This window comes from Nocardia sp. CA-135953, from assembly GCF_050955735.1.
GTDB lineage: Bacteria > Actinomycetota > Actinomycetes > Mycobacteriales > Mycobacteriaceae > Nocardia.
Map to the genome: position 1 here is coordinate 1,585,133 of NZ_CP192082.1, position 12,299 is coordinate 1,597,431.

General features: G+C 65.6%; 13 protein-coding genes and 1 pseudogene. 9 read left to right on the forward strand and 5 right to left on the reverse strand.

What is annotated here, in order from left to right; genetic code table 11:
• The first annotated feature begins 8 nt into the window (after positions 1–8).
• The 7 genes from ACQPXH_RS07235 (at position 9) to ACQPXH_RS07265 (ending at position 6,347) form a co-directional block, all read left to right on the forward strand.
• On the forward strand, positions 9–815 hold the full coding sequence (locus ACQPXH_RS07235; RefSeq protein WP_433601527.1) for a TIGR00730 family Rossman fold protein: 807 nt from the start codon (positions 9–11) through the stop codon (positions 813–815).
• The gene (locus ACQPXH_RS07240) at positions 809–1,411 is read left to right on the forward strand and encodes a TIGR00730 family Rossman fold protein (RefSeq protein ID WP_433601528.1); all 603 of its coding nucleotides are present in this window, start codon (positions 809–811) and stop codon (positions 1,409–1,411) included. The genes ACQPXH_RS07235 and ACQPXH_RS07240 overlap by 7 nt, the downstream gene beginning before the upstream one ends.
• A gap of 4 nt (positions 1,412–1,415) precedes the next feature.
• Positions 1,416–3,185 (forward strand): long-chain-acyl-CoA synthetase, encoded by a 1,770-nt coding sequence (locus ACQPXH_RS07245; protein ID WP_433601529.1) that lies wholly within the window; start codon positions 1,416–1,418, stop codon positions 3,183–3,185.
• A 249-nt stretch (positions 3,186–3,434) separates the two neighbouring features.
• Positions 3,435–4,319: a dihydropteroate synthase gene (gene folP / locus ACQPXH_RS07250; protein ID WP_433601530.1), complete on the forward strand. Its 885-nt coding sequence runs from the start codon at positions 3,435–3,437 to the stop codon at positions 4,317–4,319.
• On the forward strand, positions 4,316–5,257 hold the full coding sequence (locus ACQPXH_RS07255; protein WP_433601531.1) for a glucosyl-3-phosphoglycerate synthase: 942 nt from the start codon (positions 4,316–4,318) through the stop codon (positions 5,255–5,257). The genes folP and ACQPXH_RS07255 overlap by 4 nt, the downstream gene beginning before the upstream one ends.
• 352 nt (positions 5,258–5,609) lie before the next feature.
• The gene (locus ACQPXH_RS07260) at positions 5,610–5,861 is read left to right on the forward strand and encodes an acyl carrier protein (protein WP_433601532.1); all 252 of its coding nucleotides are present in this window, start codon (positions 5,610–5,612) and stop codon (positions 5,859–5,861) included.
• 42 nt (positions 5,862–5,903) lie between these two features.
• Positions 5,904–6,347 (forward strand): SRPBCC family protein, encoded by a 444-nt coding sequence (locus ACQPXH_RS07265; protein WP_433601533.1) that lies wholly within the window; start codon positions 5,904–5,906, stop codon positions 6,345–6,347.
• A gap of 191 nt (positions 6,348–6,538) precedes the next feature.
• Here ACQPXH_RS07265 and ACQPXH_RS07270 read toward each other — a convergent pair.
• Positions 6,539–6,706: pseudogene (locus ACQPXH_RS07270) on the reverse strand (DUF397 domain-containing protein); the annotation flags it as partial.
• A 941-nt stretch (positions 6,707–7,647) separates the two neighbouring features.
• On the opposite strand from ACQPXH_RS07270, the gene ACQPXH_RS07275 reads away from it, so the two are divergent.
• Entirely contained in the window at positions 7,648–8,217 is a 570-nt protein-coding gene (locus tag ACQPXH_RS07275) for a Uma2 family endonuclease (protein WP_433601534.1), read from the forward strand.
• A gap of 14 nt (positions 8,218–8,231) precedes the next feature.
• On the forward strand, positions 8,232–8,411 hold the full coding sequence (locus ACQPXH_RS07280) for a hypothetical protein (protein WP_433601535.1): 180 nt from the start codon (positions 8,232–8,234) through the stop codon (positions 8,409–8,411).
• Positions 8,412–8,618: 207 nt separating this feature from the next.
• On the opposite strand, the gene ACQPXH_RS07285 is transcribed toward ACQPXH_RS07280, so the two are convergent.
• The 4 genes from ACQPXH_RS07285 to ACQPXH_RS07300 all read right to left on the reverse strand — a co-directional run bounded on the left by ACQPXH_RS07285 (position 8,619) and on the right by ACQPXH_RS07300 (position 12,297).
• Entirely contained in the window at positions 8,619–9,473 is an 855-nt protein-coding gene (locus ACQPXH_RS07285) for a hypothetical protein (RefSeq protein ID WP_433601536.1), read from the reverse strand.
• A 368-nt stretch (positions 9,474–9,841) separates the two neighbouring features.
• On the reverse strand, positions 9,842–10,258 hold the full coding sequence (tatB, locus tag ACQPXH_RS07290) for a Sec-independent protein translocase protein TatB (protein ID WP_433601537.1): 417 nt from the start codon (positions 10,256–10,258) through the stop codon (positions 9,842–9,844).
• 55 nt (positions 10,259–10,313) lie between these two features.
• Positions 10,314–11,900: a trypsin-like peptidase domain-containing protein gene (locus tag ACQPXH_RS07295; protein WP_433601538.1), complete on the reverse strand. Its 1,587-nt coding sequence runs from the start codon at positions 11,898–11,900 to the stop codon at positions 10,314–10,316.
• Positions 11,901–11,910: 10 nt separating this feature from the next.
• Positions 11,911–12,297: a hypothetical protein gene (locus ACQPXH_RS07300; RefSeq protein ID WP_433601539.1), complete on the reverse strand. Its 387-nt coding sequence runs from the start codon at positions 12,295–12,297 to the stop codon at positions 11,911–11,913.
• Between the last annotated feature and the right edge of the window lie 2 nt (positions 12,298–12,299).

Sequence of the window (12,299 nt, forward strand, 5' to 3'; positions counted from 1 at the left end):
TGGGCGCCATGTCCACCGAAGCCGCCGACAACGAGATCGCAAGCACGCCGAAGTCGACACCCAAATTCCGCGGACCGATCATGTTCCGCCGCGATCGCAAACCGGGCGGCACCGCCGACCAGAACCTATTGGACCAGCACGGACCAAGCGATTGGGTGCATACCGATCCGTGGCGGGTGCTGCGCATCCAGGCCGAATTCGTCGAGGGCTTCGGTGCGCTCGCCGAACTGCCGCGCGCGGTCACCGTCTTCGGTTCGGCGCGCACGCCGGCCGGGCATCCGGAGTACCACGCCGCCATGGCCATCGGCGGCGCGCTGGCACAGGCCGGATTCGCGGTGATCACCGGCGGCGGTCCCGGCGTGATGGAGGCCGCGAACCGGGGCGCGTCGGAGGCGGGGGGATACTCGATCGGACTCGGCATCGAGTTGCCGTTCGAGCAGAGCCTCAACGAATGGGTCGACCTCGGTATCAACTTCCGCTACTTCTTCGCGCGCAAGACCATGTTCGTGAAGTACTCGCAGGCATTCATCTGCCTGCCGGGCGGATTCGGCACCCTGGACGAGCTGTTCGAGGCGCTCACCCTGGTGCAGACCCATAAAATCACCCGCTTCCCGATCATCCTGTTCGGCAGCAAGTACTGGGCCGGGCTCGTCGACTGGCTGCGCGATTCGCTCGGCGGCTCCGACAAGATCTCACCCGGCGACCTCGGCCTGCTGCATGTGACCGATAGCGTCGAGGAGGTCGTGCGGATCATCCTGGCCACCGCGGACGGGGCCACCGACACCGATGCGCTCGGGACGGAGGATCAGTGGTGAGTGGAGCCGGATATGCGGTCTGCGTCTACTGTTCGGCCAGCACCGCCGATCCGGCAATGCTCGCGCTGGCCGCCCGGGTCGGCACCGAGATCGCAAGGCGCGGTTGGCAATTGGTTTCCGGCGGCGGTCATGTCTCGATGATGGGCGCGGTCGCGACCGGCGCTCGCGCGGGCGGTGCGCACACCGTCGGGGTGATCCCGAAACATCTGGTGCACCAGGAAGTAGCCGATGTCGATGCCGACGAGCTGATCGTCACCGACACCATGCGCCAGCGCAAACAGGTCATGGAGGACCGCGCCGACGCCTTTCTCACCCTGCCCGGCGGCATCGGCACGCTGGAGGAATTCTTCGAAACCTGGACCGGCGGTTATCTGGGCCAACACGATAAGCCGGTGGTTGTGCTCGATCCCGATGGCTTCTATCGGGGTCTGTTCGACTGGCTGGACCAACTCTACGATCGGAAGTTCGTGTCCCAGCCGGCCATAGCCAGGATCACCGTGGTCGACGATCTGCCCGCGGCCTTCGCCGCGCTGAAACCGGTGCCGGCATCCGAGGTGACGCAGGAGCCGGGAATCACTCTCGACGAGGAAAACTGACGCATTGAGCACTCCCGCCCGCAAGCAGGTCAGCCTATTCGATATCGCGAAGCGGTTGCCGCTCATGGCATTCGACGCACCGTCGATGCTGCGCGGTGCGCGCGGCATGATGGTGCGGCCGGATGACAAATCCTCGGTCGGGCTGTACTTCCAGCGCGGCGCGCACCGGCATCCGGACCGGCCGTTCCTGAAATATGAGGGCGAGACCTTCAGCTACGGCGCGGCCAACGCGCAGGTGAACCGGTACGCGCGGGTGCTGGCCGACCGTGGCGTGCAGCGCGGTGACGTGGTCGGTGTGCTGATGACCAACCGTCCGGAAACCCTGTTCGTAGTGCTGGCCATCGTGAAACTCGGTGCGACGGTAGGCCTGCTGAATCACCACCAGCGCGACCAGGTGCTCGCCCACAGCTTCGGACTGCTCGACAGCGTGCTCAACGTGGTCGGCGAGGAATGCCGGGCGGCACTGGACTCGCTCGCCGAACCCCTTGCCAACGTGCTCTTTTCGCAGGATCTGCACAAGGCGGCCGAGGGTGCGGATGTGGCCGATCCACCGAGTTGCGCGCAGGTCACCGCGAAGGAACGCGCTTTCCTGATCTTCACCTCCGGCACCACGGGCCTGCCCAAGGCCAGCGTGATGACACATCTGCGCTGGACCAAGAGCATGTCCGGTCTCGGCGGCCTCGGAATTCGCCTGCGCGGCAACGACACTCTGTACTGCTGCTTGCCGCTTTATCACAACAACGCGCTGACCGTCGCGCTGTCGTCGGTGCTCGCCGCGGGCGGCGCCTTCGCACTCGGCAGGCAGTTCTCCGCCTCCCGGTTCTGGGACGAGATCATCCGAGAGCAGGCGACCGCATTCATCTACATCGGTGAACTCTGCCGCTACCTGGTCAATCAGCCGGTCAAGCCGACCGATCGGCAGCACCGGGTGCGGCTCGCCGTCGGCAACGGTCTGCGGCCGGAGCTGTGGGACGAGTTCAAGAACCGTTTCGGAATCGGCCGGATTGTCGAGTTCTACGGCGCCAGCGAGGTGAATATCGCCTTCGTCAATGCCTTCGGGGTGGATCGCACCGCGGGCTTCGGGCCACTGCCCTATGCCATCGTCGAATACGACGATGCGACCGGGAAGGCCAAGCGCGACAAGGACGGTCGGCTGCGCCGGGTGGCGGGCGGCGGGGTCGGCCTGCTGCTGGCCAAGGTCACCGATAGTTCGCCCGCCGACGGCTATACCGACAAGGCCGCCTCGGAGGCGAAGCTGGTCCGCGACGGCTTCGAGAACGGCGACGTCTGGTTCGACACCGGCGACCTGGTCCGCGATCAGGGCTGGCACCACATCGCCTTCGTGGACCGGCTCGGCGATACCTTCCGCTGGAAGGGTGAGAATGTCGCCACCACCGAGGTCGAGGGTGTGCTCACCGAATCCGACGTGATCTCGCAGGCGGTCGTCTTCGGCGTGGATGTCCCGGGCACCGACGGCAAGGCGGGTATGGCGGCGGTGACGCTGCACCCGGATGCCGATTTCGACGGTCGCGCGCTCGCCGAACTGGCCTACTCCCGGTTGCCCGGCTATGCGGTCCCGCTGTTCATCCGGGTCGTCGCCGAACTCGAGCAGACCTCCACCTTCAAGAGCCGCAAGGTCGAACTCCGCAAGCAGGGCTACGCAACCGACGCCGACAGCGAGCTGTACGTGCTCGCCGGTCGGACCAACGGCTACGTCCCGGCGTACGACGAATACGCCGCCGACGTCGCCGCGGCTCGCGCCCCCGAGAATTAGCACCCCGTCCAGATAGGTTGCGCGTATCCGCTCCGGCTCGCTCGCCGAGCGCAGTCGAAACGCGGCACGACCCGCCCCGCGGCACCGCCATAAGACTGCGCTCGACGGATCTCGATACCGCAGAAGCTAGCTGGACGCACTCGACCAGTTGCCCAGGTGCTGGGGAAATCCGTTGTTGCGCGTCTCGAGAATGCAGTGTCCGCAACCCGTTCCCTGGGGCCGGGTTACCGGACTAGGTACAGTCGGGGCATGTTCAGCCCCACCGCAGCGCCGCTCCCTACCTTGTGCGGCAAGCCGGTGGCGACGGATCGGGCGCTGGTCATGGCCATCGTCAACCGCACCCCCGACTCCTTCTACGACAAGGGCGCCACCTTCACCGACGCGGCCGCGATGGACGCGGTCGCGCGCGCGGTCGACGAGGGCACCGATCTGGTCGATATCGGCGGGGTGAAGGCCGGTCCGGGCACCGTTGTCGATGCGGCGGAAGAGGCTCGCCGGGTGGTCCCGTTCGTCGCGGCGATCCGGGAGAAGTACCCGGAGCTACTGATCAGCATCGATACTTGGCGCGCGGAGGTGGCCGAGGCCGCTGTCACGGCAGGCGCGGACCTGATCAATGACACCTGGGCGGGCGCCGATCCGGAATTGGTGCACGTGGCCGCCGATCGTGGGGTCGGCATTGTGTGCAGCCACACCGGCGGGGCGGTCCCGCGTACCCGTCCGCATCGGGTGCGCTATGCCGATGTGGTGGCAGAAGTCACGCAAACCGTGCAGAGCGCCGCAGAAGATGCGGCCGCGGCCGGGGTTCGCAAGGATTCGATTCTGATCGATCCGACCCATGATTTCGGCAAGAACACTTACCACGGGCTCGAGTTGTTGCGGGGAATGGACGTTTTTGTAAATACCGGATGGCCAGTCTTGATGGCGCTGAGCAACAAGGATTTTATCGGGGAGACTTTAGGTGTCGGTCTATCCGAACGGTTGGAGGGCACATTGGCAGCAACAGCATGGTCGGCGGCCGCCGGCGCCCGAGTCTTCCGAGTGCACGAGGTTGCCGAAACCCGGCGCGTCGTGGACATGATCGCCGCGATACAGGGCATCCGGCCCCCCGCACGAACCCTGCGAGGTCTGGCATGAATTTCCATCATCACGACAGCCCGCTCTGGGCGACGACGAATACCTGGGACACCCCGGACTGGACGGTCGAGGAACTGATCGCCGCCAAACGTGGACGCACCGTTTCCGTGGTGCTGCCCGCACTGAACGAAGAGAGCACCGTCGCCGATGTGGTGGCCAGCATTCGACCGCTGCTCGGCACCCTGGTCGACGAGCTGATCGTGCTCGATTCCGGATCGACCGATGCCACCGCCGAACGCGCGCTCGCCGCGGGCGCCGAGGTGATCAGTCGGGAACAGGCCGTCCCCGAACTCGATCCGCTGCCCGGCAAGGGCGAGGTGCTGTGGCGTTCGCTGGCGGTGACCAGCGGCGACGTCATCGCCTTCGTAGACTCCGATCTCATCGACCCGGATCCGGCCTTCGTGCCGAAGCTGCTCGGCCCGTTGCTGCTGGTCGATGATATGCATCTGGTGAAGGCCTACTACCGCAGGCCGCTGCGGCAGGCCGGTGCCGTGGACGCACACGGCGGCGGTCGCGTCACCGAACTCGTGGCCCGTCCGCTGCTTGCCGCATTGCGTCCGGAACTGTCGCAGGTGCTGCAGCCGCTCGGCGGCGAATACGCGGGTACCCGCGAACTGCTGACCTCGGTGCCGTTCGCCCCCGGCTACGGCGTGGAGATCGGTCTGCTCCTCGACACCTACGACCGCCTCGGCCTGACCGCGATCGGTCAGGTGAATCTCGGCGTGCGCACCCACCGCAACCGCCCGCTCGCCGATCTCGGCGTGATGAGCCGCCAAATCCTCGGCACCGTGCTCGGCCGCAGCGGCGTCGAGGATTCGGGTGCCGCGTTGACCCAGTTCCCGCTGATCGGCGATGCCTTCACCGCGCACAGCACGGAAGTTTCACTCGCCGACCGCCCGCCGATGAATACGCTGCGCCCGGCCTGGGCCGCGGCCTGAATCGACCACGACGAACCCCGGGTGCTCCGAGCGCCCGGGGTTCGTCGGTCATAGCGCCGCATTCGGTGTGCACCGGGCGCGCCGCAGGTTCGTGGCGATCAAGTCCGAGGATCCCGCAATCGGCGGAACGCCGTCATACTCGACTGGCTTCGCACCCGATAATCGCGATGAGCGTGCAGTCCGAATCAGCCTTGAGCGGCCCGTCTGGACAGCGCGGTAAGCGGCCACGAGGGTGCGCGCGTCCGGGTATGACGGATGGCATCGGTGACGTGGATCAGCGTGGTGAATTCATGGGAGTAGAGGCTGGTTGGGGTGCTGTGCGTCGGCGAGGTTGGTGGAGTGAGCCAGCGCGGTGACCGGCATCGACGCTGCAGAGGTGGTGCTCGAGAAGTCGTTCGTCGACGATCTGGACATCGATTCGCTGTCGCTGGTGGAGATTGCCGTGCAGTTGGAGGACAAGTATGAGGTGAAGATCCCCGACGAGGACCTGGCGAGCCTGCGAACCGTCGGCGATGCGGTCGCCTATGTCCAGAAGATGGAGGCCGAGCAGCCGCAACTCGCTGCGGAAATGGAAGCGAAATACAAGGAAGGCCAAGCGAATTGAGCAGTCCTGGGCAGTTTCGCCGCTCGTTGAGGTGGTGAGCCGGTGATTGCTGATCCACAGTTGAATCCCGCCGCGGTTGAGCTCGGCAGCTTCTTCCGACAGCCACCCAAGGCTGTATGGCGCGCGTTGACGGAGCCGGATCTACTGGAGCGGTGGCTGCTTCGACCGACCGGGTTCGCCGCCTCGGTCGGAACCCACTTCCGATTCACCATCGCGGACTCATCGATCAACCAGATCATCTGCGAGGTGCTGGCGGCCCGGCCGTGTGAGCAGTTGACCTACAGCTGGATGTATCCGCAGGCCGAGCATCCCGCCCGCTGGATTGTCGACTGGACGCTGCAGCCGCAGGGTCGTGGCACACGACTTCTGCTGACACAGACAGGTTTCGACATCGAAGATCATCGACAGAAAATGGTGCGCAACGCTACCGAGCGCAGGTGGAAACGACTCGTCCTGCCGCGACTCGGTGAGGTGATCCACCACTAACCTGAGTGCGGAGACTGCACCGACGCACCCTGACTGTCCCGCAGAATGCAAGAACTCGGCATGACCCGCGCACCTGGACCGAGCCGATCTCGAGGAATTGCGCACCACGGTATAAGTCTCCTGCGCCGGTATGCCGAGAGACATTGCGATCGGCCCTGTCCCGCAACAGGGCCGATCGCTGTCGATCGAGGCTAGGCGCCGGGCCGGTTGAATTCACCCTCTTGTACTCCCGCCATGAAGGCGTCCCATTCACCGGGGCGTGCAGGTGAGAGCGGGCCAGTCGGATTCTTGGAGTCACGGCCGCCGACATGTTCAGCTGCAAGCCAAGCGACTTCCACGCACGCTTCCTTGCCACTACTGAAGCTCGGAGATCTACTCGCGTGTTGTTCTCGTCTAGAGAGTGGTCCGGTCGGCCGAGTTGCTCCAAGGTTCGGGCATAGTCCGCCGTTTGAAGCAGCACGAGATCCATCGGACCGAGATCGACGGCGTACAGGCCACCTGGCGACTGAATCACCTAAGACAGGTCGAAATCATGAACGTACACAACACATCTGGTGCTCTGCCGATCGTCACGTTGGGCCCGGGCTCGTATCCGGATCTGGCCAAGCCCGGGACCAATGGCCGAAGCTGGCACACCTGTGGGACGCGGTACGCCACGAATTATGGATGGAGCTGATTCCCAGGTATCGGCCATCGGTCACGGCCAGGTACCTGCGGTGACTCCCGGTACGCCACCAGACGACCAGCGGCACGCCAGTGAACTGCCCTCGATTCGAGAGTGGTTGCGCGCTATCGAGAATGCCGCTGGCCCGGGCTTTCACGTCGAGCGCGAGCCGAGTCCGCCATTCGGCTGGAACCTTATCGACGGATCGGGCGCGATAGTGTCCAGCGGATCTCTGGATCGACTCGACCGGTGGCTTATCCGCCGAAACTCCGAACCTTCATCGGTGGGCCCGGCGGAGAGCCTCTGCCGCAACGGGTTCCGGGTGCGTCGGGACACCTTCCGGCCGGTCCGGCAAAGACGCTGTCCGTCGCCGTTGTGGCCCGGTTCGCAGCCGCACTGACCGAATGGGCCACTGAATCGACAAGCATCAATTCACCCGCGTCGTCCGCGATGCGACCAGACACCGCATCCTCGAAATCCCGCACCGGCTGACGAGTCGGCGAAGAAGAAGGGGGCAAAGTAGTACCGACTATCGGAGTGGGATCGGGCTGCTCCACGCCCGTGTACGCTCCAGCATTCGGGCACTGACCTATGGGAGACTGGAGGCCGGTCTCTACGGGGTGGGAGGAGGTAATGGTGACGACTGTGCATTTTCCCGATCATCTGCTGACGCTGGACGACTGGATCGCGCTGCCCGAGGACAACAGCCGTAGCTACGAGCTTGTCGAGGGGGTACTCGTCGTGTCACCGAGGCCGATGTCGAAGCATCAGCGTGCGATCTGGCGGCTGGCCGCACAGTTGGAGCCGCAACTACCAATCGGCTATGGCGTGTTGACGGAGGCCGAGGTGGTGATCGAGTCGGGCCCACCCAGCACGGTTCGAGTGCCGGACGTTATCGCGGTGTCTGCCGCTGGGATCGACGAGAATCTTCCGCGCTGGAATCCCGAGGATGTCCTGTTGGCGGTCGAGGTAGTGTCGGTCGGCTCCAAGCGGACCGATAGAGTCACCAAACTGTTCGAATATGCCGAGGTCGGTATCGAGCACTACTGGTTGGTCGACCTCGATGACCCGGTCAGCCTGACGGCATATCGATTGATCGACGGGGACTACGAACTGGTTGGCGAGAAGTCCGGGCGGGCGGTACTCGGCCTGGCCGGTGCGTCGATCACGTTGGATCTTGCGGCACTGGTCAGCGGCAGGGCGTAGATCGCTGAGTCGAGATGGATCGGGCCGTCGGTTCAGGCGCACGCACCACCGCGCTCGGCCAGGAGGGTGAGGGCGCCGACCATTCCTATGCGCTGCGCCCGAGTTCCTGTGGTGCGGCGTGCTCGACACTGTCCGGATACAACCGCTCGTTCTCCTCGGCCGCCCGCGCCCGCAGATCGGCAACGGTCGGATGAGTATGGGTTGGGCCGCGGCCGCACCAGCATCGTGCCCACCGCGACGATCACCACGACAACAAGTACGACACTCACGATCACGACGTTTCACACCAATCCAGAACCTCACGAAGCTGGAAACCCGCCGGGATACCGCCGGTGTGGAAGTAGGTTGCGAATACCTCCGCCGCATGTTCGCGTCGAGATCTTGTCGAGCAGTCGAACAACTCAGCGTCGAAAGCCGGAGATCGATCTGGGCTCGGCGTCGTGCCGATACACCGGTGTGAGCAGATCGGCATCGACCGGTTCCCCTGTGGAACGGTCGTAGCGGACGGCGACCAGCACCGAAAACAGATGTGTGGCAGCACGTTCGTGCAGGGTGGCCAATCTTGTTGCGAGCAAACGGATTGCGCCGAGCGAGCCGGGTGGGTGCAGGCCGTCGATGATCAGGGTGGTGCCGCGTCCGTCGGGACGCGGCAGACGCGCGACATAGGCGATATCGTGCGGTTCCGGACCGCCTGGCCGGTATATCCGCCGGGCCGCCCGATCTTCGATGCCGCGCCGGGCATCCCCGGCGCGTGCCACCGCGCGCCGCAGTCGTGGATCGGCCGCGATGAGCTGACGAATGCTCGGCGATAGTTCGGGCCCGCCGAGCACGATCAGTCCGTTGCGATTCAGGTCGACGGGTCGGCCAGGCAGGAAGTGTTCGACCGTTGCGGTGAAGCCGAGTTCGCAAAGTAGCTCCAGCAGTCGTTGTGCCGCACTCGGATCCGGTGCGCCGAGCACTCGGCCGCCGCGCACCTCCGGAGCGATTACCGTGAGCGATCCGTGCCCGAAAAACAGACCTTCCGGTGCGGGACCCTGGGTACTCACCTGATGGATCCGCGCGCGGGAAAGTCCCGCCGCCGCACCGATTCTGGCGAAGGTCCAGCCTTCGGCATGAAGTTCCCTGATCACCGCCCTGCGGATACGGGTTAGTTCGTTGATAGTCTGCTGGGCCGCCGCCACCCCATCGGTGGCCGCCTTGAGTCGCTCGACTTTATCTTCGATCGCGAAAACGCGCGCCACGTCATCGGCCGACATGTGCGAAGTCTAGACATCTCGACACGATCAAGCGTCTAGTCGTCTTGACGCGACAGACCCGTTGCAGCCCTTGGCAACCACGCGGAGCGCGTCTTACGAGCGCCGTTCGCCCCCCATCTCGCGCCCGAGTGGCCAAACCATATGCGCCGCAAGCACGGGATTCAACCATCCGCTGCGAGTGCATCAGGTGCCGAACGCTCCGGCCATCAGCACCCACCTCAGAGCGAGTCCTACGAGCGACCGTTCGCGGCCCGTCTCGCGTCCGAGTCGTCGAAGCGATGCGACGAAGTCGCGAGTCTCGACGGCTCGGACGCGAGACACCAGGGGGCCGCGAACGGTCGCGCCGAAGGCGCGGCAAATCAACACAGCTACGTCGCGTCGGTGTCGATCGGCGGACGTTCGTTGTGCTCCAAGGGCTTTTCGAGCTTGGGCATCGGGTAATCCGGCATGCCGCCACCGGTGCCGAGCAGGTCCTGCTTATCCGGGATCGCCTTCTCGAATTCGCGGAGCACCGAATCGTCGCCATTCAGAAGATGTTTGGTGACCATCTGGCGCGGCGACATCTGGCGCAGCTCGTTCAGATCGGCCAGCGGCTTACGCAGGTCCTCGAATTCCGGTCCGAGCTCCTGCTGCAGCTGCTGGGTCGCGCCGCTGGCGTAGTCGCGAACCTTGCGCAGGCTCTGCGTGGTCCAGCGAATCGCCCCGGGCAGTCGCTCCGGGCCGAGGATCACGAGGGCGGCGACGAGGAGGATGACCATCTCGCCCCAGCTGATGTTGCTGAACACGAGTCCAGGCTACCTGGGCCGACGTAGCCGAGCCGCCTCGGATTCCATCGGTGGCTCAGTCCGATTCCAGCGTCACCGGCACGTCCACCTGCCTGCCATCGCGGATCAACTGCACGTTCACCGTTTCGCCGATCTTGCGCTGCTGCACGGCGACCACCAGCTCGTCCGGGCCGGTCACCTCGCGATCGCCGATCTTCACGATGACGTCGTTCTCCACGATTCCGGCCTTGGCCGCCGGTCCACCGGGTTCCACATCGGCGACCGCCGCGCCGCTCATCACATCGTTTGCGACCTGCTTGCTGCGGGCACTGAGGCCGATCTTCGGGTGGTGCACCTGGCCGTCGTGGATCAGGGCCTGCGCGATACTGGTCACCATATCCACCGGAATCGCGAAGCCGAGGCCGACCGAACCGCCGGTCTCACTGCGGATCGCGGAATTGATGCCGATGACCCGGCCGTCCATGTCGACCAGTGCGCCACCGGAGTTACCCGGGTTGATCGAGGCGTCGGTCTGCACCGCGTCGATGACGGCCTTGGTGTCGCTGCCCTCACCGGAGAGCGCGACGGGACGGTGCAGGGCGCTGACGATGCCGGAGGTGACGGTCTTGCTCAGGCCGAGCGGCGAACCGATCGCAAGCACGTCGTCACCCACCTGGACGTCCTTGGACTTGCCCAGATTGGCGACCGTGAGATTCTTCACATCGACCTTGAGTACCGCCAGATCGGTCTTCGGATCGCGTCCGACGATATTCGCGGGCACCCGGCTGCCGTCGGAGAAGGTCACCTGAATCGCGGCCCGGTTCGACTTGTCCTGTGCCGCCATCGAAATCACGTGGTTGTTGGTCGCGATGTAGCCCGCACCATCGATGACCACACCGGAACCGGTGGCGCCGTTGTCACCGACTGTGACCCGGATCGAGACGACCGAGGGCAGCACCGCATTGGCCACCTTGGCGATCAGGCCGTGCGGGCGCTCGATCTCGCCGGACTGCTCCAGGCTGACCTTGCGCGAGGTCAAGGGGGACGTCGCCTCCGCGGTCAACCGGCCGACCAGGCCGCCGAGCACGCCGATGGCCAGGGCGACGGCCGCGAGCAGGGCCAGCGCCTTGGGCGCCACTCGGGAGCCGAAGAGCACTTCCCTGGCCGAGAGCTTCCGCGCCTGCGGCAACGGTGCGGGTCGCGGGGTGGCGACGGCGGGTGTGCCGAGACGTGCGGCGGCCTCGGGATCGCGCCACGGGTCGGCCGGACCGGCCACCGGTTCGCCGGTGTCGGCGGCATCGGGATCACGCTGCAGGAGTTCGGTGGAGCCTTCGGGGCGACCGAAAGCCTCCTCGAGCACCGCGTCGGGCGGGCTGTTGTGCAGTTCCGGGCCGACCTGTGGCACGCCCGAACCGGTCGACTTGGGCTGCTCACCGAACGAACCGGCTTGGCCCGAGGGGCGGCGGAACGCATGCGCCGTGTGACCGTCCACGTGGGGCCGGTAGACCGGGCGCGGTCCGAGTACGGGCGCATCCGACGGCCTCAGGGGGGTGGCAGCCGGCGGGGTGGGTGAACTCAACTTCCCCCGGGGCGCCGAATCGTTGGTATCGCCTGCGGAGGGCCGCGATTCCGACGGCCCGGAATTCGTCGATTCGGTGGTCACTCGGCAAACTCTACTTGCGCCACCAGGTTGTCCACCGGGTCGCGGTGAACGAATCGGTCAGAAATCCGAAAACCGCCTCGTTGCGGGGGTTTCCGGCGGGCGGCCGGGCGGCCGCGCTGGTTGCGCCGCCGGGCAGTTCGGCGAGCGGAATGCGGGTGAGGCTGTCGTGCAGATCGGTCGGAATCGACACCTGACCGGCCCGGCGCAGGGCGATCCGGGCCTGCTGCTGTGCGTCGACCTCCGCCGCACATTCGGGGCAGACGGAAAGATGTTGGGCGGCACGCAGATAGGCGTTCATCCGCAGTTCGCCGTCCACATAGGCCGCGACCGCCTCGCTGGCCAGATGCTCGGTGGGACGGAAACGGGGACGACCTGACGTGCTGGCGTCGCCACTCATTC

Coding starts and splice junctions, on each gene's coding strand:
- ACQPXH_RS07285 (WP_433601536.1), bottom strand. CDS start 9,473: ATGTCGGCCGATGACGTGGCGCGCGTTTTCGCGATCGAAGATAAAGTC.
- ACQPXH_RS07235 (WP_433601527.1), top strand. CDS start 9: ATGTCCACCGAAGCCGCCGACAACGAGATCGCAAGCACGCCGAAGTCG.
- ACQPXH_RS07280 (WP_433601535.1), top strand. CDS start 8,232: ATGGATCGGGCCGTCGGTTCAGGCGCACGCACCACCGCGCTCGGCCAG.
- folP (WP_433601530.1), top strand. CDS start 3,435: ATGTTCAGCCCCACCGCAGCGCCGCTCCCTACCTTGTGCGGCAAGCCG.
- ACQPXH_RS07300 (WP_433601539.1), bottom strand. CDS start 12,297: ATGAGTGGCGACGCCAGCACGTCAGGTCGTCCCCGTTTCCGTCCCACC.
- ACQPXH_RS07255 (WP_433601531.1), top strand. CDS start 4,316: ATGAATTTCCATCATCACGACAGCCCGCTCTGGGCGACGACGAATACC.